This is a genomic window from Streptomyces sp. NPDC048337, from assembly GCF_043201175.1.
In the GTDB taxonomy this organism is placed as follows: Bacteria; Actinomycetota; Actinomycetes; order Streptomycetales; family Streptomycetaceae; genus Streptomyces.
The window spans coordinates 386,328-402,028 of sequence record NZ_JBICYR010000002.1 but is presented as its reverse complement, the minus strand read 5'-3'; the positions used below and the strand labels follow the sequence as shown (position 1 = coordinate 402,028).

The 15,701-nt window shown below is 74.4% G+C and carries 15 protein-coding genes; 10 read left to right on the top strand and 5 right to left on the bottom strand.

The window, feature by feature from the left end; genetic code table 11:
* The first annotated feature begins 39 nt into the window (after positions 1-39).
* Positions 40-330: a YkvA family protein gene (locus ACGFYU_RS04895; RefSeq protein WP_393825809.1), complete on the top strand. Its 291-nt coding sequence runs from the start codon at positions 40-42 to the stop codon at positions 328-330.
* A 3-nt stretch (positions 331-333) separates the two neighbouring features.
* Here ACGFYU_RS04895 and ACGFYU_RS04890 read toward each other — a convergent pair whose 3' ends face one another.
* The 3 genes from ACGFYU_RS04890 to ACGFYU_RS04880 all read right to left on the bottom strand — a co-directional run bounded on the left by ACGFYU_RS04890 (position 334) and on the right by ACGFYU_RS04880 (position 3,756).
* Positions 334-969 (bottom strand): alpha-ketoglutarate-dependent dioxygenase AlkB, encoded by a 636-nt coding sequence (locus ACGFYU_RS04890; RefSeq protein WP_393825808.1) that lies wholly within the window; start codon positions 967-969, stop codon positions 334-336.
* Positions 970-1,025: 56 nt separating this feature from the next.
* The gene (locus ACGFYU_RS04885) at positions 1,026-2,924 is read right to left on the bottom strand and encodes a potassium channel family protein (protein ID WP_393825986.1); all 1,899 of its coding nucleotides are present in this window, start codon (positions 2,922-2,924) and stop codon (positions 1,026-1,028) included.
* 415 nt (positions 2,925-3,339) lie between these two features.
* On the bottom strand, positions 3,340-3,756 hold the full coding sequence (locus ACGFYU_RS04880) for a VOC family protein (RefSeq protein ID WP_393825807.1): 417 nt from the start codon (positions 3,754-3,756) through the stop codon (positions 3,340-3,342).
* A gap of 124 nt (positions 3,757-3,880) precedes the next feature.
* Here ACGFYU_RS04880 and dhaK point away from each other — a divergent pair, with 124 nt between their 5' ends.
* Genes dhaK through ACGFYU_RS04865 form a run of 3 tightly spaced genes read left to right on the top strand, consistent with a single transcriptional unit; the run spans position 3,881 to position 5,949 of the window.
* Positions 3,881-4,885: a dihydroxyacetone kinase subunit DhaK gene (gene dhaK, locus ACGFYU_RS04875; RefSeq protein WP_393825806.1), complete on the top strand. Its 1,005-nt coding sequence runs from the start codon at positions 3,881-3,883 to the stop codon at positions 4,883-4,885.
* A gap of 51 nt (positions 4,886-4,936) precedes the next feature.
* Entirely contained in the window at positions 4,937-5,542 is a 606-nt protein-coding gene (gene dhaL / locus ACGFYU_RS04870) for a dihydroxyacetone kinase subunit DhaL (RefSeq protein ID WP_393825805.1), read from the top strand.
* Entirely contained in the window at positions 5,539-5,949 is a 411-nt protein-coding gene (locus ACGFYU_RS04865) for a PTS-dependent dihydroxyacetone kinase phosphotransferase subunit DhaM (protein ID WP_393825804.1), read from the top strand. Before dhaL ends, ACGFYU_RS04865 begins: the two co-directional genes overlap by 4 nt.
* Positions 5,950-6,243: 294 nt before the next feature.
* On the opposite strand, the gene ACGFYU_RS04860 is transcribed toward ACGFYU_RS04865, so the two are convergent.
* On the bottom strand, positions 6,244-6,633 hold the full coding sequence (locus ACGFYU_RS04860) for an RNA-binding S4 domain-containing protein (RefSeq protein WP_393825803.1): 390 nt from the start codon (positions 6,631-6,633) through the stop codon (positions 6,244-6,246).
* A 134-nt stretch (positions 6,634-6,767) separates the two neighbouring features.
* On the opposite strand from ACGFYU_RS04860, the gene ACGFYU_RS04855 reads away from it, so the two are divergent.
* The 4 genes from ACGFYU_RS04855 to ACGFYU_RS04840 all read left to right on the top strand — a co-directional run bounded on the left by ACGFYU_RS04855 (position 6,768) and on the right by ACGFYU_RS04840 (position 11,022).
* Positions 6,768-7,163 carry a molybdopterin-binding protein gene (locus ACGFYU_RS04855; protein WP_382643398.1) on the top strand — a complete coding sequence of 132 codons (396 nt, stop codon included), beginning with the start codon at positions 6,768-6,770 and terminating at the stop codon, positions 7,161-7,163.
* Between the two features lie 95 nt (positions 7,164-7,258).
* Positions 7,259-8,074: a molybdate ABC transporter substrate-binding protein gene (gene modA / locus ACGFYU_RS04850; protein ID WP_393825802.1), complete on the top strand. Its 816-nt coding sequence runs from the start codon at positions 7,259-7,261 to the stop codon at positions 8,072-8,074.
* A 271-nt stretch (positions 8,075-8,345) separates the two neighbouring features.
* Positions 8,346-10,286 (top strand): ABC transporter permease, encoded by a 1,941-nt coding sequence (locus ACGFYU_RS04845; RefSeq protein ID WP_393825801.1) that lies wholly within the window; start codon positions 8,346-8,348, stop codon positions 10,284-10,286.
* Between the two features lie 37 nt (positions 10,287-10,323).
* Positions 10,324-11,022 carry an alpha/beta fold hydrolase gene (locus tag ACGFYU_RS04840; RefSeq protein WP_393825800.1) on the top strand — a complete coding sequence of 233 codons (699 nt, stop codon included), beginning with the start codon at positions 10,324-10,326 and terminating at the stop codon, positions 11,020-11,022.
* A gap of 27 nt (positions 11,023-11,049) precedes the next feature.
* Here ACGFYU_RS04840 and ACGFYU_RS04835 read toward each other — a convergent pair whose 3' ends face one another.
* Positions 11,050-13,167, bottom strand: a complete 2,118-nt coding sequence (locus ACGFYU_RS04835) for a SpoIIE family protein phosphatase (RefSeq protein ID WP_393825799.1) — start codon at positions 13,165-13,167, stop codon at positions 11,050-11,052.
* A gap of 311 nt (positions 13,168-13,478) precedes the next feature.
* Between ACGFYU_RS04835 and ACGFYU_RS04830 the strand changes: the two genes are divergently transcribed.
* Together ACGFYU_RS04830 and ACGFYU_RS04825 are read left to right on the top strand one after the other, a co-directional pair.
* Positions 13,479-14,699 (top strand): SPFH domain-containing protein, encoded by a 1,221-nt coding sequence (locus tag ACGFYU_RS04830; protein WP_393825798.1) that lies wholly within the window; start codon positions 13,479-13,481, stop codon positions 14,697-14,699.
* Positions 14,700-14,742: 43 nt separating this feature from the next.
* Positions 14,743-15,663, top strand: a complete 921-nt coding sequence (locus ACGFYU_RS04825) for a C40 family peptidase (RefSeq protein WP_393825797.1) — start codon at positions 14,743-14,745, stop codon at positions 15,661-15,663.
* Positions 15,664-15,701 lie beyond the last annotated feature (38 nt).

Genomic DNA, 15,701 nt, shown 5'->3' with positions numbered 1-15,701 from the left:
ACGCGGTACGCGGGCGCGCGATACGGGTATACGGCCGAAATGGACGGAAAAGCCTGGCTCACTCTGGCCGCCGTCATCGCGGCCGGACTCGCGCTCTACGCGGCCGTGCTGCTCGTACGGGTCTTCAAGGCCCGGCGGCTGCTGCTCGACGCCGGGATCCCGCTGCGCGACAAGGCCCTCTTCTGGGTCGCCGTGGCCTACACGGTCTCACCGGTGGATCTGATTCCGGATCCGGTGTACCTGGACGACATCGGCATCCTGCTGCTGGCCCTGCGCTCCCTCCACGCGGCGGCGGCCCGCCTGCCCGGCAAGGACCCCGCCCCGTCGTGACGGTCAGAGGACTCCGCGCGGCCGGAACTGGACGCTGATGCGGGGGCCGACGGCCCGCGCCGACTTCGGCACCGCGTGTTCCATGGTCCGCTGGCAGGAACCGCCCATGACGATGAGGTCCCCGTGGCCCAGCGGCAGCCGCAGCAGGGTGGCGCCGCGGTCGCGGGGGCGGAAGGCGAGGTCGCGCGGGTCTCCGACGGAGACGATCGCGACCATGGTGTCCTCGGTGGAGGAGCGGCCGGTGCGGTCCCCGTGCCAGGCCACGCTGTCGCGGCCGTCGCGGTAGAGGCAGAGCCCCGCGGTGGTGAAGGGCTCGCCGAGTTCGGGCGCGTAGTGGCGGGACAGGAGGTCGCGGGCCTCGGTGAGGGCGGGGTGCGGCAGCTCCTCCCCTTCCCCGTAGAAGGCGAGCAGGCGGGGCACTTCGACCTCGCGCTCGTACATCTGCCGCCGCTCGGCGCGCCAGGGCACGTCGGCGGCGAGCCGCTCGAAGAGCGCGTCGGCGCCGCTCAGCCAGCCGGGCAGGTGGTCCACCCAGGCCCCGGCAGCGAGCGCCGTACGCCGGATCCCGGCGAGCGAGCCCAGCCGGATCTCGTCCCCCTGGTCGAAGAGGGACCCCTGAAGGCCTTGGACTGCGTGCATGACACCACCCTAACCCCGCGAACCGAACACATGCACGAATTGCGGGTGGGGGTGGTTCACGGCGCCGGAGTGTGGACCGCCCTGCGGCCGAGGATCTCGGCGAGGCCCCGGCGGGTCGCGGCCAGGACGACGCGGTCCTCGGCCTTGAGGACGTAGCCGGGGTGCAGCTGCCACACCAGCCCGGGCCGCCCGGCCGGATCCGCCCCGCGGGCGCTGGACAGGTCGGGGCGGCGGTCCTCGGGGGAGTCCGTGTCGAGGGCGATCACCCGCCAGGCCCCCGGGCGGAAGGACTCGGCGATCGTCCGCCCCTCCAGCTGCGGATGGCCGGCCACCTCGATGGCCGCGAAGAGCAGCACCCGGCGTTCCACCGGTATGGCGCCGAGGATCTGCCGGCCCATCATCGCCCCCGCGAACGCGGGCGCGGCGAGGTGCGTCACGCTCCGGCTGCGGGTGAGGGCGGCGGGGTGCGCGGCGCGCAGGGTGCGGTAGACGGCGGTCGCGAAATCGTCCTCGAACAGCCGCATCACCACCCGCAGTTCGGGGTTGACCGTACGGGCGTACAGGGCGGCTTCCAGATTGGTGGTGTCGGCGCTGGTGAGGGCGAGGAGCGAGTGCGCCCGGTGGACGCGGGCGGCCTCCAGCACCCCTTCCTCGGTGACGTCGCCGAGCACCACGGGCACGCGCAGGCTCCGGGCCAGTGCCAGGCCGCGGGCCTGCGGATCCGACTCCACGCAGACCACCGGAATGTCCAGCTCCCGCAGCCGCGCCAGGACCCGCGCCCCGATCTTGCCCAGTCCGAGCAGGACGACGTGCCCCGACTGGCCGCGGGACGGCCGGCGCAGGACGCTGGCCGTCCGGAAGGCACCGAACGCCTCCAGCGCGGCGGCCACGAGGACCGGCAGCAGGAGCAGGCCGACGAATCCGGCCAGGATCTGCAGCGTCTTGCGCTCCGGGGGCTGCCCCAGGGCCGGGTCGTTGATCGCGAAGAGGTCGAGCAGGGTGATGTAGGCGGCGTGCAGCGGGTGGTCGCCCGTGGTCACCCAGGAGGCCACGGCCAGGGCGGTCACGGCCAGCGAGATGCCGGCCAGCGACCAGCGCAGCCGCCGCGAGAACAGGTAACCCACGGGCAGGGAGGAGGCGTTGAACCGGGCCGCCGACCGCCCGGGCCCGACATGGGTGACCGCCTCCAGGGCCACGATGGCCCGTCCGGTCGCGGCGGCCACCGCGCGGTCGTCCGGGAGCAGTTGGAGGCCGCGTTCGTCGCCCAGTACGGAACTCTCGCTTCCCGCCGGGTCGCTGGCGGTGGCGGACAGCAGGGCGAGCGTGCACAGGCCCGGATCGGCCACCTCGCCCCGGCCCGGCGGCGTACGCTCCACCGCCCGCAGCAGCAGCCCGTCGGCCTGGACCACCTTGCTCGTACCGGCGATGGCGCTGGCGGCCAGGGCGGGGGCCGCCGTATCGGCGTCCGAGAGCACCGTGGTCGAGGAGTCGAGCTCCCGCCGGTCGAGTTCCGGTTCGGCGACGATGGCCGCCTGGTCCAGCAGTTCCTCCAGGTGCTGGCCGAGCTTGCGGTTGTAGAGCCGGATGACCAGCCGCAGCCTCGGGTTGAGCCGCCGCGCCACCAGCGCGGCTCGGATGTTGGTGTCGTCGTCCTCGTACACGAGGGCCAGCGCGGCGGCCCCGGCCACCCCGGCCGCGGCCAGCACCTCCTCGTCCGGATCGGCCGCCTCGACCACCCGCAGCTCGCTCGCGGGCGACCGCCCGGCGCCCGCCGCCCGGGCCCGCGCCGTCGGCACCCGGCCGAACAGGCCGAGCCCGCGGCCCGCCCCGCGCCGCCCGAGTGCCGGCTGCGGGTCCCGGGCGGCGGGCACCACGAGCGTCACGCGCTCCTCGTACACGTCGCGGAGCTCGGTCGCGAGGCGGCGCGACAGGCCGTCGTCGCCGCACACGACCATCCGGCCGGTGGCGTCGGGGAGTTGGTTCTGCGAGAGGTTCGGCTGCACCCGCACAGGATGCCCTGCGGCTCCGCCCGGGGCCGGTGCCGGGGGCCGGCGGCGTGCGGCGCGGGCGGTGAGGAGGCGGTCGCCCACGGCGGCCGTCGAGGCCTGCTCGCAGGCGACCTTGGCCTGGCCGTGGATCGCGCGGTCGGCCTCGCTCCGGTCGGTCGGGGGATGGAGGGCCGAGGACTCGTCGGCGCCCAGTACGGCGTGGGAGGCGTACGCGCTCACGGAGGAGACTACGTCCAGTGCCCGGCCCGGTCGCCGAGGGCGGCGAGCGCGCCACGGACGAAGCCCGGCTGCCACGACACCCACGAGGCACGTCACCCGATGGCCGCGCCCCAGGGCCCTGCCGCGACAACTCCGGGCCCTCCTATCCCTGGTGCTGGTTGATGTTGACCAGCCACGTGATGCCGAAGCGGTCGGTGCACATGCCGAACACGTCGCCCCACATCTGCTTCTCCAGGGGCACGGTGACGGTGCCGCCGGCGGAGAGCTTGTCCCAGTAGCCGCGCAGCTCGTCGGCGTCCTCCCCGCTCACGCTGACCGAGATGTTGTTACCGCGCCTGTGCGGCTGACCGGGCGGGTTGTCGGCGCCCATCAGCGTGAAGCCGCCGTCGGTCTCCAGCATGCTGTGCATGATCTTGTCGGCGGCGTCTCCGGCCTCCTTCGCACCGAACTCGCCGTAGGTGTTCGTCTTCAGCGTGCCGCCGAAGACGGCCTGGTAGAACTCCATGGCCTGCCGGGCGTCTCCGTCGAAGGTGATGTACGGGTTGAGTCGAGAAGGCACGAGGTCTTCCTTTCGTGGTGCAGAGTCGGTTGCGGTGGCCCCCTGGCTCCAGACTGCTGGTGGTGGCCGCCTGTCGCGCGCCAGGCACGCCGGACGGGCACGACGGAACACTGAGGAGACGACCGTGAAGATGCTCATCAACACTCCCGAAACCGTGGTCGCCGACGCCCTGCGGGGGCTGGCGGCCGCCCATCCCGAGCTGGATGTCGACGTGGAGCGCCGGGTGGTCGTACGGCGGGACGCGCGGGAGGGCGGGCGTGTCGGGCTGGTGTCCGGGGGCGGCTCCGGGCACGAGCCGCTGCACGCCGGGTTCGTGGGGTACGGGATGCTGTCGGCCGCGTGCCCCGGGGAGGTGTTCACCTCGCCCGTGCCCGACCAGATGCTGCGGGCCGCCTCGGCCGTGGACGCCGGACAGGGGGTGCTGTTCGTCGTCAAGAACTACACGGGTGACGTGCTGAACTTCGAGATGGCCGCCGAGCTCGCCGAGGAGGACGGCCTGCGGATCGAGCGGGTGCTGGTCAACGACGACGTCGCGGTCACCGACAGCCTCTACACGGCCGGGCGGCGCGGCACCGGGGCCACCCTGTTCGTCGAGAAGATCGCCGGGGCGGCCGCCGAGGAGGGTGCGCCGCTGGAGCGGGTCGCGGCGATCGCGCGGCGGGTGGGCGAGTGCTCGCGCAGCTTCGGCGTGGCGCTCAGCGCCTGCACCACGCCCGCGAAGGGCAGCCCGACCTTCGATCTGCCGGACGGGGAGCTGGAACTGGGGATCGGGATCCACGGAGAGCCGGGCCGGGAGCGGCGCCCGATGATGTCGGCGCGGGAGATCGCGGAGGTCGCGGTGGGCGCCGTACTGGAGGAGCTCGCGGAGGTCGGCCCGGCCGACGGGCCGGTGCTGGCGCTGATCAACGGGATGGGGGCGACGCCGCTGCTGGAGCTGTACGGGTTCCACGCGGAGGTGGCGCGGCTGCTGGGCGCACGCGGCGTCCCGGTGGCGCGGGCCCTCGTCGGCAACTACGTCACCTCGCTGGACATGGCGGGCTGTTCGGTGACGCTGTGCCGCGTCGACGAGGAGCTGCTGCGGCTGTGGGACGCGCCCGTGCAGACGGCGGCGCTGCGCTGGGGGCGCTGACCGTAAGGTGTGGCGGGGACCGGCCAGACGGGTGCGAGGCGAGGAGATCCGGTGCGAGACGCAGACTTCTTCCGGCGGTGGATGGCGGCCGCCGCGTCCGCGGTGGAGCGCGAGGCGGACCGGCTGACCGAGCTCGACTCCCCCATCGGCGACGCCGACCACGGGAGCAATCTGCTGCGGGGCTTCACGGCCGTACGGACCGCCCTGGACACGGAGGCCCCGACGGCGCCGGGGGCGGTGCTCCAACTGGCCGGGCGGACGCTGATCTCGACGGTCGGCGGCGCCTCGGGACCGCTGTACGGGACCCTGCTGCGGCGCACCGGCAAGGAGCTCGGGGAGGCCGCCGAGGTCTCCGACGAGGAGCTGCGCAAGGCCCTGTACGCGGGGGTCGGCGCGGTGGCGCAGCTGGGCGGGGCGGCGCCGGGCGACAAGACGATGCTGGACGCCCTGGTGCCGGGGGTCGCCGCGCTGAGCACCTCGTACCGGGCGGCCGGGGACGCGGCGGAGCACGGTGCGCGGGCGACGGTGCCGATGCTGGCGCGCAAGGGCCGGGCGAGCTACCTGGGTGAGCGGAGCATCGGCCACCAGGATCCCGGGGCCACCTCGTCGGCGCTGCTGCTGGGGGCGCTGGCGGAGGTCGCGGAGGGCGCGCCGTGACGGGCGCGGCCGGCCTGGTCGGGATCGTGCTGGTGTCGCACAGCGCGGCGGTCGCCGAGTCGGTGGCCGAGCTGGCGCGGGGCCTGGCGGCGGGCGGTCCGATGGCCCCGGTGGCCGCGGCGGGCGGCACCACCGAGGGCGGCCTCGGCACGAGCGCGGAGTTGATCGTCGCGGCCGCGCGGGAGGTGGACCGCGGTGCCGGGGTCGCCCTGCTGGCGGACCTGGGCAGCTCGGTGCTCACGGTGAAGGCGCTGCTGCTGGAGGACGAACTGCCCCCGGGCTCCCGCCTGGTGGACGCCCCGTTCGTGGAGGGCGCGGTGGCGGCCCTGGTCGCCGCCTCGGCGGGAGCCCCCCTCGCCGCGGTCGAATCGGCCGCCACCGAGGCCTACGCGTACCGCAAGGCCTGAACGGTTCCGAGCCCGATCCCGCGGGGGTCCGTCCAGCGCTCGGCGGCTCCACCGCGGCTACACCCTCGGACGCCGGGCGGGGTCGGGGGCGGAGCCCAGGTCTTGTAGCCGCACCTGTGCACTCAGGCGGGCAAAATCCAGCCCCGCCGGCGTTTGAGGCGCGGGGCCTGGGGCTGAGTCCCGGCAACGGCGCCGCACCACATCCAGCCCCGCCGGCGCTTGAGGCGCGGGGTCCGGGGCGGAGCCCCGGCAGTGGCGCCGCACCGGCGGACCACCGCGGACGCGGCGCAGCCCTCAGCGGCCGCGAAGCGTCTCGATCTCGCGCCGCTCCCGCTTCGTCGGGCGGCCCGCGCCCCGGTCCCGGATCCCCACCGCCGCGGCCTCGACGGGCGTGGGCGGCGGAGGGCTCTTGTCGATGAGACATTCCGCGGCGACCGGCGCCCCCACCCGCTTGGACACGGGCCGCCGCACCACGACGATCCGCTCGCGCCCGGCGTGGAAGAGCCGTACCTCGTCACCCGCCCGCACCACCTGCGCCGGCTTCGCGCGCTCCCCGTTGACCTTCACGTGGCCCGCCCGGCAGGCGGTCGCCGCGGTCGAACGGGTCTTCGTCAGCCGCACGGACCAGATCCACGCGTCCACGCGCACGGATCCCGTTTCCGTTCCTGTTGCCTCTTCAGCCATGCCCCGACTTTAGCGAGACGGCCACGGTAAAGCGGAACGACTTTTGGTGGATATGCCAACGACCATGGCATCTGCCATGTACATCATCCCAAGAGAATTGCAAATGCGCCACGCCTGCCCCTACCTTGTGGCACATGCAGTCCTACACAATCGGACAGGCGGCACGCCTGCTGGGCGTCAGCCCGGACACCGCGCGCCGCTGGGCCGACGCCGGCCGGGTCGCGACCCATCGCGACGAGGGCGGCCGTCGCCTGATCAACGGCCGTGATCTGGCCGCTTTCTCCGTCGAGGTCGGCCAGGGCGCCCACCTCGAGGACGGAGAACCGTACACCTCGGCGCGCAACGCCTTCCCCGGCATCGTCACGGCCGTCCGCCTCGGCGATGTGGCCGCTCAGGTCGAGATCCAGGCGGGTCCCCACCGCCTCGTCTCCCTGCTCACCCGTGAGGCCGTCGAGGAGCTCGGGCTGGAGGTCGGCATGCAGGCCACCGCCCGCGTGAAGTCCACCAGCGTGCACATCGACCGCACCTGACGTCCCCACCCGCTCCGCCCGTCACCGGCGCGGGTCACCCACCCCGCGGTACCGGCACCCGGCCGTCCGCAGACCCGTTCGAGGAGCCTCCGCTCATGTCCACCACCCCGACCCGCCGCCGCGCGGCCGCCGCCGCGCTGACCGCCGCCCTCCTGGTCCCGCTGGCCGCCTGCGGCAACAGCAGCTCCGACGGCGAGAAGAAGGCCGAAACCTCCGCTTCCGCCTCCGCCTCCGCGGAGCCCAAGGCCGTGAACCTCACCGTCCTCGCCGCCTCCTCCCTCACCGACGCGTTCAAGACGGCGGGTGCCGCGTACGAGAAGGCCCACCCGGGCACGAAGGTCACCCTCTCCTTCGCCGGCTCCCAGGAGCTCGCGGCGCAGGTCAAGCAGGGCGCGCCCGCCGACGTCCTGGCCACCGCCGACACGAAGACCATGGACGGCCTCAAGGCCGAGACCGGCGAAGCCAAGATCATCACCAAGAACCGCCTGGTCATCGCCGCCGGCAAGGGCAACCCCTTCAAGATCGACGACCTCAAGGACCTGGCCGACACCAAGATCAAGGTCGTGCTCGCCGCGCCCGAGGTCCCGGTGGGCCGGTACAGCAAGGAGATCCTGGACAAGCAGGGCGTCACGGTGAAGCCGGTCTCCCAGGAGCCGAACGTCCGCGCCGTGCTGAGCAAGGTCGAGCTGGGCGAGGCCGACGCCGGTCTCGTCTACAAGACCGACTCCATCAAGTCCGGTGACAAGGTCGTCTCGGTGGAGATCCCGGACGACCAGAACGCGGTGGCCTCCTACCCGGCCGCCACGCTCAAGCAGTCCAAGAACGCCGAGGCCGCGGCCGCGTTCCTGGCCTGGCTGAGCACGCCGGAGGCGCAGAAGATCCTCCAGGACGCGGGCTTCCAGCAGCCGTAGTCCTCGGACCGGAGGCCGCGGGAGACTGCCTGGTCCGGGGGGACAGGCAGTCTCCCGCGGCCTTTTGCGCGGACCCGCCCGTACGGGGGGAATCCGGGACGCGTCACGCCGTACGGACGGCCCGCACGTAGGGGCAGCCCGCCGCGACCGGTACGGCGCCGCGGCCCGGCCCGGACCGGTCCGCCCCGACCCGCGAACGGTTCCGAAAGTCCGCAGCCCCAGGGGCACCGCATACGCTTCCCCGACAGCCGCCCCCCAGCCAGGAACCCTGATGAGCAAACTCCGCAACCGGCCCCCCGTGACCCTGGCGCTCCCCGCGCTGCTCGCCGTCGCGTTCCTGCTGCTGCCGCTGATCGGCATCCTCACCCGCACCCAGTGGGGCGAGCTCGGCGCCCACCTCACCAGTCCCGGTGTGGAACAGGCCCTGCGGCTCTCGCTCGTGGTGTCCCTCTGGGCGCTCGGGCTCTCACTCCTCCTCGGCGTGCCGCTCGCCTGGCTGCTGGCCCGCGTGGACTTCAAGGGCAAGGCCCTGGTCCGATCGCTCGTGCTGCTGCCGATGGTCCTGCCGCCGACCGTCGGCGGTGTCGCCCTGCTGCTCGGCTTCGGCCGGCGCGGGCTGCTCGGGCCCTGGCTGGAGGGCACCTTCGGGATCACCCTGCCCTTCCACACGTCGGGCGCGGTCGTCGCGGCCACCTTCGTGGCCATGCCGTTCCTCGTCATCAGCCTGGAAGGGGCCCTCGGCGGCCTCCGGCAGAGCTACGAGGAGACCGCCGCCTCCCTCGGCGCCTCGCCGGTCCGCGTGTTCTTCACGGTGACCCTGCCCATGGTGGCCCCCGGCCTGATCGCCGGCGCGGCGCTGACCTGGGCCCGCGCGCTCGGCGAGTTCGGCGCGACCATCACCTTCGCCGGCAACCTGCCCGGCACCACCCAGACCCTGCCGCTCCAGGTGTACCTGCTGCTCCAGGACCAGCCGGAGGCCGCCACCTCCGTCTCGCTGCTGCTCCTCGCCATCGCCATGGCCGTACTCATCGCCCTGCGCGGCCGCTGGACGGGGACCCCGGTGGCCCGCAAGGCCGCCGAGGCTGAGCCGGTGCCCGAGGAGAACCACGCCGAGGCGGTGGTCACGGACGCGCGGACGGCCCTGGTCGCACGGACGGCCGCGCCGGACGAAGGCGGCCACTGGCCCCTGCACGCGACCGTCACCGGCTTCAACCGGCTCACCCTCGACGCCGAGCCCGGCACCACCATCGCCGTGGTCGGCGAGAACGGCGCCGGCAAGACCACCCTGCTGCGCGCCCTGCTCGGCCTGACCCCGCGGGCCCACGCCGAACTCAGGCTCGGCGACACCGACGTCACCGCGCTGCCCCCGCACAAGCGGCAGGTGGCCTGGGTCCCGCAGGACGGCGCGCTGTTCCCGCACCTGACCGCGCTGGCCAACACCGCGTACGGGCTGCGCGCCGGCGGGGTGCCGCGCGCCGCGGCCCGCCGCGAGGCGCAGGCCTGGCTGGACCGGCTCGGCGTCGGGCACCTCGCCCAGCGCCGGCCCGCCCAGCTCTCCGGCGGGCAGGCCCAGCGCGTTGCCCTGGCTCGCGCCCTGGCCGCGCGCCCCCGGCTGCTGCTGCTCGACGAACCGCTCGCCGCCCTCGACCAGACGACGCGGGCCCACGTCCGGCACACCCTGCGCACGCATCTGGCCGGCTTCGGCGGGGTCTGCCTCATCGTCACGCACGACCCCGTCGAGGCGGTGTCGCTGGCCGACCGGGTCCTCGTACTGGCCGACGGGCAGACCCTCCAGGACGCGCCGCCCCCCGAGGTGACCCGGCATCCGCGCTCCCCGTGGGTGGCCCGGATGCTGGGGCGCAACGCCTGGCCGGGCACCGCTTCGGCCGACGGGCTGGCCCTCGCCGACGGGGGCCGACTGGTGGTCGCCGAGGCGCTGCCCGTGGGGGCGCGGGCGCTGGCGATCATCGCCCCCGAGGCGGTGTCGGTGCACCGGAAGCAGCCGGACGGCAGCCCCCGCAACGTCTGGCCGGGCACCGTACGGGAGATCACCGCGGTCGGCAGCCGGCTGCGCGTGCTGATCGCTCCGACCGGGGCGCCCGACCTGGTCGCGGAGATCACCCCGGAGGCGGCGGCCGAGCTGGACATCGTCGACGGCGCCGAGGTGTGGGCCAGCGTGAAGGCCACCGAGGTCACGCTCGTACGCCTCTGACGGCCGATTGTCAGAGCCTGCCGCTAGATTGCCGATCATGACGAACTTCGTACTGGTGGCAGGCGCTTGGCTCGGATCGTGGGCGTGGGACGAGGTGGTGCCGCGGCTGCGCGCGGCGGGCCACGGCGCCCATGCGCTGACGCTGTCGGGCCTCGCCGAGAGACGCGCCGAGCCGGCCGGGCAGCAGACGCACGTCCGGGACATCGTCGGGGAGGTCGAGCGGCTCGATCTGCGGGATGTCGTCCTGGTCGGGCACAGCTACGCGGGCATCCCGGTCGGCCAGGCCGCCGAGCGGATCGGCGATCGCCTGGCCCGGGTGGTCTTCGTCGACTCCAACGTCCCGGCCGACGGTGAGTCGTTCGTCTCCACGTGGTGGGAGGGACCGGCGAAGCTGGAGGCCGCGATCGCCGGGAACGGCGGCTTCTGGGCGCCGCTGACCGCGCCCGACTGCGAGGGCCAGGACCTCGGCGCGGAGCAGATCGCGCGGTTCGTGGACGGCGCCACCCCGCACCCCGGAGCCACCCTGTCCGAACCGGCGGTCCTGGCCCGCCCGCTGGGCGAGCTGCCGGCGACGTACGTCAAGTGCCTGCTGGACGGCCCCGAGCCGACCGAGGACGTGGCCCGCCTGCTGACCGGCGACACCTGGCGACTGGTGCGGATGGACACCGGCCACTGGCCGATGTTCTCCCGCCCAGGCGAACTGGCGGAGGTCCTCCTGGCCGCGGCTGCTTCCTGACCCCGCGGACGACGGGCGCGGGCCGGGTCAGCCGGGCACCGGCGCCGCGGCCGTGGCGGGGGCTGCGCCGGCGGCGGCTGTGGCGGCCGCGAATTCGCACCATACGCACTTGCCGCCGCCCCGCGGTTCCACGCCCCAGGCGTCCGAGAGGCTGTCCACCAGCATCAGGCCGCGGCCCGACACCGCCCAGTCCCCCGCCTCGCGCGGCCTGGGCAGGGCGCTGCTGGTGTCCTCGACCTCGATGCGGATCCGCCCCTCCGCCGTCAGCCGCATGCTGACCTGGCCGCCGCCCTCGGTGTGGACCAGGGCGTTGGTCATGAGCTCGTCCGCCGCCAGTTCGATCTCGTCGACCCGGTCCCGCGCCCCCCAGGCCGCCACCGCCGCCCGGATCAGGTGGCGGGCCATCGCCGGGGCGTCCGCGTCCCCGGGTTCCAGCCGGTGGCGCAGGGACCCGCCGCCCCGCGCGGCGGGGGTGCCGCGGCGCCGCAGGACCAGCAGGGCCATGTCGTCCCCGCCGCCCGAGTCGCCGACCAGGTCGCACAGCACGTCGGCCAGTTCCTGTACGTCGACCGGGCCGCCGCGGACGGCGTTGACGAGCTCCTTCATGCCGGAGTCGGAGTCCTCGCCGGGCCGTTCGATCAGGCCGTCGGTGCAGAGCAGCAGGGTGTCGCCGGGGTGCAGTTCGAGGCTGGTGACCGGATAGCCGGTGCCGGTACCGCCACCGGGCGGCTCACGGGGCGGCAGCCCGAGCGGGAGGCCGCCCGCCACCTGGATCCGGTGGACGCTGCCGTCGCCGCGCCGGACGAGCGGGTCGAGGTGGCCGGCGCGGACCAGGCGGAGCATTCCGGTGGTGAGGTCCACTTCGGCGTACGTACAGGTGGCGAACCGTTCCGTCTCCAGTTCGCGCAGGAAGGCCGAGGCCCGCGCCATGGCCGCGCCGGGGGTGTGCCCCTCGGCCACGTACGCGCGCAGCGCGATGCGCAGCTGCCCCATGACGGCGGCCGCGTCCGTGTCGTGCCCCTCCACGTCGCCGATCATCACCCCGACCCGGCCCTCGCCGAGCGGGATCACGTCGTACCAGTCGCCGCCGACGTCCCGCCCCATCCGGGCGGACCGGTACCGTACGGCGATCAGCGCCCCGGCGACCTCCGGGATCCGGCGGGGCAGCATGGCCCGCTGGAGCCCCTCCGCCAGGTCGTGCTCCTGCTCGAAGAGGATGGCCCGCTGGAGGCTCTGCGCGATGCCGCTGCTGAGGGCCATCAGCACGTTCCGCTCCTCGGCGGTGAAATCCCCGTCCCGGGTGTAGAGCAGCCCGAGGGCGCCGATGGGCCGCCCCTGGGCGATCAGGGGCAGGTAGACCCCGCTGTGGACGGACAGCGGCTCGATGTACGGCCACAGCTCCGGGTAGCGGACCTGGAACTCCTCCCGCGCCGCGAGGAAGACCGGCTGCATGGTGCGCACGGCCTCGCTCATGGGGAGCCGCGCGTCGATCCGCGTGTACTCGATCTCGGGTACGTACGTGCCCAGCTGCCCCTCCGCGACCAGGTGGATGCGGCCGCCGTCGACGACGCCCAGCATCACGCTGACCGCGCCGAGGTGCCCGAGGGCCTGCGGGTCCTTGAGGATGTCGGTCACGTCGTTGACGGTGCGGGCGTGGGCGAGGATGGCCGTGGTCCGCTCGACGACCCCGGTCATCCGGCGCCGCCCCTCGGCCTGCTCCCCGGCGGCCCCGTCCGCCCCGGGCTCGCGGGGGTCGTGGGCGGCGTCGCGGAGGATGCCGATGATCCGGTACGGGCGGCCGTGCGGGTCCCGCAGGATGTGGCCCTGGATGTGGGTCCAGGCCGGGGTCCCGTCCCGGCGGTGGCTGCGGACGTAGGCGCCGTAGTGGCTGCGGCCGTCCTTGAGCGCCTGCGCGACCCGGGCGTCGAGTCGGGCCGCCTCGGGGGGCGCGACACGCGCGCGCAGCCCCTCCGGTTTGCCGGTGAACTCGTCCGGGCGCAGGTCGAGCACCTCCAAGGCGGTCGGGTCCAGGTGCAGCCGTCCGCTGTCGAGGTCCCAGTCGAAGGTGCCCATGCGGTTGAGCACGAGGCTCGTATCCGGCCGCGCGGGCCAGTCGACCTCGGGTTTCCTTGCCCTCCAGGCCATGCAGCCAGGGTCTCACTCTCGCCCGCCGGTGTCCCCACGGGACGCATGGCCCCAGGAATAGGGACCAAAGTCCCGGCCTGTCAGGACCTTTCCCGAATGTCGGGCTTATACGATTCCGCGAAGATCAATCCGTTCTTGATCGTCTTCTGTGGTGTCAACAGCCATCCGAAACGGGACTGTTGACACCCATGGCCGTGTAGGGGTGTGGCTTGTCGCAAGCGTCGAACAGGACCGGAGAGCCGGCCGGGGAAGTGGGGGGCGAGGAGGCGGACGGAGCCGCGGACGGCACGAAGCCCGGGCGGATACCCGCCGTGGCCGGAACCTCCCGCGGTGTGGTGGTCCGGCCCTACCGGGACCCCCTCGTGCTCGGTCCGCTCTTCCGGGACGAGGAGGCGGACCCGTCCGGCGAAGACCGGGACGGCCCGCGGACGCTACGGCAGCCCGCGGTCGGCGGGGCGATACCGCGGCCGGCCGCCCTGGGCCTGGGCCCGCCCCCCGCCCCGAACCGCCCCGCGGCCTCCCCCGCCGGACCGGCGCCCGCCGGGCGCGTGCCGGCCGGTTCCGCTCCCGCAGGGCCCGGGTCCGCAGGGCCTCCCGCCGCTCCCCCGGCCGCCCGGCGGACCCTGCCGCCCGTTCTCGACCGCAAGCTCGCCGAACGGCCCGCCCGGGCCTGTTCCGGCTGGTGGGCCCTGCTCGCCGTGGCGCTCGCCGGGACCGGCGCCGCCCTGCTGGCCCGGTACACGGACCTCCGCCCGCACAGCCCGCTCCCCCGCACCCTCGCCGACGCCTGGCCCCCCGCCGCGCTCGCCGCCTGCGCCCTGCTCGCCCTCGCCGCACTCGCCGGGCTGCGCCGCGGCCGCACCGGCCACGCCTGGGTCCTGACCCTCTTCGGCCGCTACCGCGGCACGATCCGCCGTACCGGACTCGTCTGGTCCAGCCCGCTGCCCCGGCATGCCCGGGTCGACGTGCGGCTGCGGCACTGGCGCAGCGAGCCGCTGTCCGTCGTCGACGCCGAGGGCACCGCCCTGCGGGCCGTCGTCCTCGTCGTCTGGCGGGTCAAGGACACCGCCCGGGCCCTGCTCTCCGTCGAGGACCACGCCGCCTACCTGCGCGGACAGGTGGAATCCGCGACGGCCCGGGTGCTCTCCCGGATGCCGGCCGACTCCTTCCGGCCGCCGGGCGAGGCCGAGCCGGAGACCCTGCGCGACACCGAGGCCGTCGGCGACGAGCTGACCGGGCTGCTCGCCTCCGAATGCCGGGCCGTGGGCATCGAGGTGTTCTCCGCGCGGCCGCTGCACGTCGAGTACGCCCCCGAGGTCGCCGCCGCGATGCAGCGCCGCCGGATCGCGGCCATCGACGCCCGCCACCGCGACTCCGTCCTCACCTCCGTCATCGACGCGGTCGACGACACCGTCCACCGGATGTCCGACCGGGGCCTCGTGAGCCTGGACGACTACGAACGCAAGGCCCTGGTCAAGGACTTGACCGTGGCCTTCTACACGGCGCGCGGCCCCGCCGCCGACGCCCGCTGAACCACCCCCCGAGAAATCACCCCCGAAGGAACAGGAACCACGCATGCGCACACCCGAGTTCACCGAGGACATACCCGACAGCTGTGACTGCACCGGCTGCGCCCGCGGCACCACGGCGCTCACCGCCTCGGCCGCCCACCGCCGCTGCACCGTGCGCGGTGCCGTGGTGGCCGCCGTCGGCGCCACCCTGCTGCTGGGCGCCGGAGCGGGCACCGCCTCGGCCGAGCCCGCACCCTCGAAGGCCGGCTGGGACGGGTCGAAGTACTGGTACAAGGACGAGACCGGCTGGTGGCGCTGGACCTCCCATTACGACAAGTACGCGGCGAAGACCGGCCAGTCGGGCCGCGCCGGCAAGCAGGCGTCACAGGGGACGGCGTCCACGGTGCGCACCTCCGAGCCGACCTTCCGCGGCCGCGCGGGCTGGGACGCCACGGACCGCGTCTACTGGTACCAGGATGCGACGGGCTGGTGGCGCTGGACCAGCCACAAGGACAAGTACGAGCGCAACACGGGCCGCTCGGGCGGCTCCGGCTCGGCCGGCTCCTCGGGCTCCTCGGGCTCGAACGGTTCGGGTTCCTCCGGCTCCGGGACCCCACTGCGTCAGGGCACCGAGGGGGCCATCGCCTTCGCCAACAGCCACCTCGGCGACCCGTACGTCTGGGGCGGCAACGGCCCGCACGGCTGGGACTGCTCGGGCCTGGTCCAGGCCGCCTACCGCAGCGCCGGGATCTCCCTCCCCCGGGTCGCCGACGACCAGTACCGGGCCACCACCCCGATCTCCCGCTCCGAACTGCGCCGCGGGGACCTGGTCTTCTGGAGCTCGAACGGCTCGGTCTCGGGCATCCACCACGTCGCCATCTACCTGGGCGGCGGCCAGTACCTGGAGGCCCCGCGCCCCGGCAAGAACGTCCGGGTCTCCAGCTTCAGCGCGTACAACCCGAACATGTACGGCCGCGTCCGCTAGGACCGGCGGTCAGGGCCACGGCCCCTCTCTCCCCCGTG

Coding starts and splice junctions, on each gene's coding strand:
- ACGFYU_RS04895 (WP_393825809.1), top strand. CDS start 40: ATGGACGGAAAAGCCTGGCTCACTCTGGCCGCCGTCATCGCGGCCGGA.
- ACGFYU_RS04890 (WP_393825808.1), bottom strand. CDS start 969: ATGCACGCAGTCCAAGGCCTTCAGGGGTCCCTCTTCGACCAGGGGGAC.
- ACGFYU_RS04885 (WP_393825986.1), bottom strand. CDS start 2,924: ATGGTCGTGTGCGGCGACGACGGCCTGTCGCGCCGCCTCGCGACCGAG.
- ACGFYU_RS04860 (WP_393825803.1), bottom strand. CDS start 6,633: ATGGCTGAAGAGGCAACAGGAACGGAAACGGGATCCGTGCGCGTGGAC.
- ACGFYU_RS04855 (WP_382643398.1), top strand. CDS start 6,768: ATGCAGTCCTACACAATCGGACAGGCGGCACGCCTGCTGGGCGTCAGC.
- modA (WP_393825802.1), top strand. CDS start 7,259: ATGTCCACCACCCCGACCCGCCGCCGCGCGGCCGCCGCCGCGCTGACC.
- ACGFYU_RS04845 (WP_393825801.1), top strand. CDS start 8,346: ATGAGCAAACTCCGCAACCGGCCCCCCGTGACCCTGGCGCTCCCCGCG.
- ACGFYU_RS04840 (WP_393825800.1), top strand. CDS start 10,324: ATGACGAACTTCGTACTGGTGGCAGGCGCTTGGCTCGGATCGTGGGCG.
- ACGFYU_RS04835 (WP_393825799.1), bottom strand. CDS start 13,167: ATGGCCTGGAGGGCAAGGAAACCCGAGGTCGACTGGCCCGCGCGGCCG.
- ACGFYU_RS04825 (WP_393825797.1), top strand. CDS start 14,743: ATGCGCACACCCGAGTTCACCGAGGACATACCCGACAGCTGTGACTGC.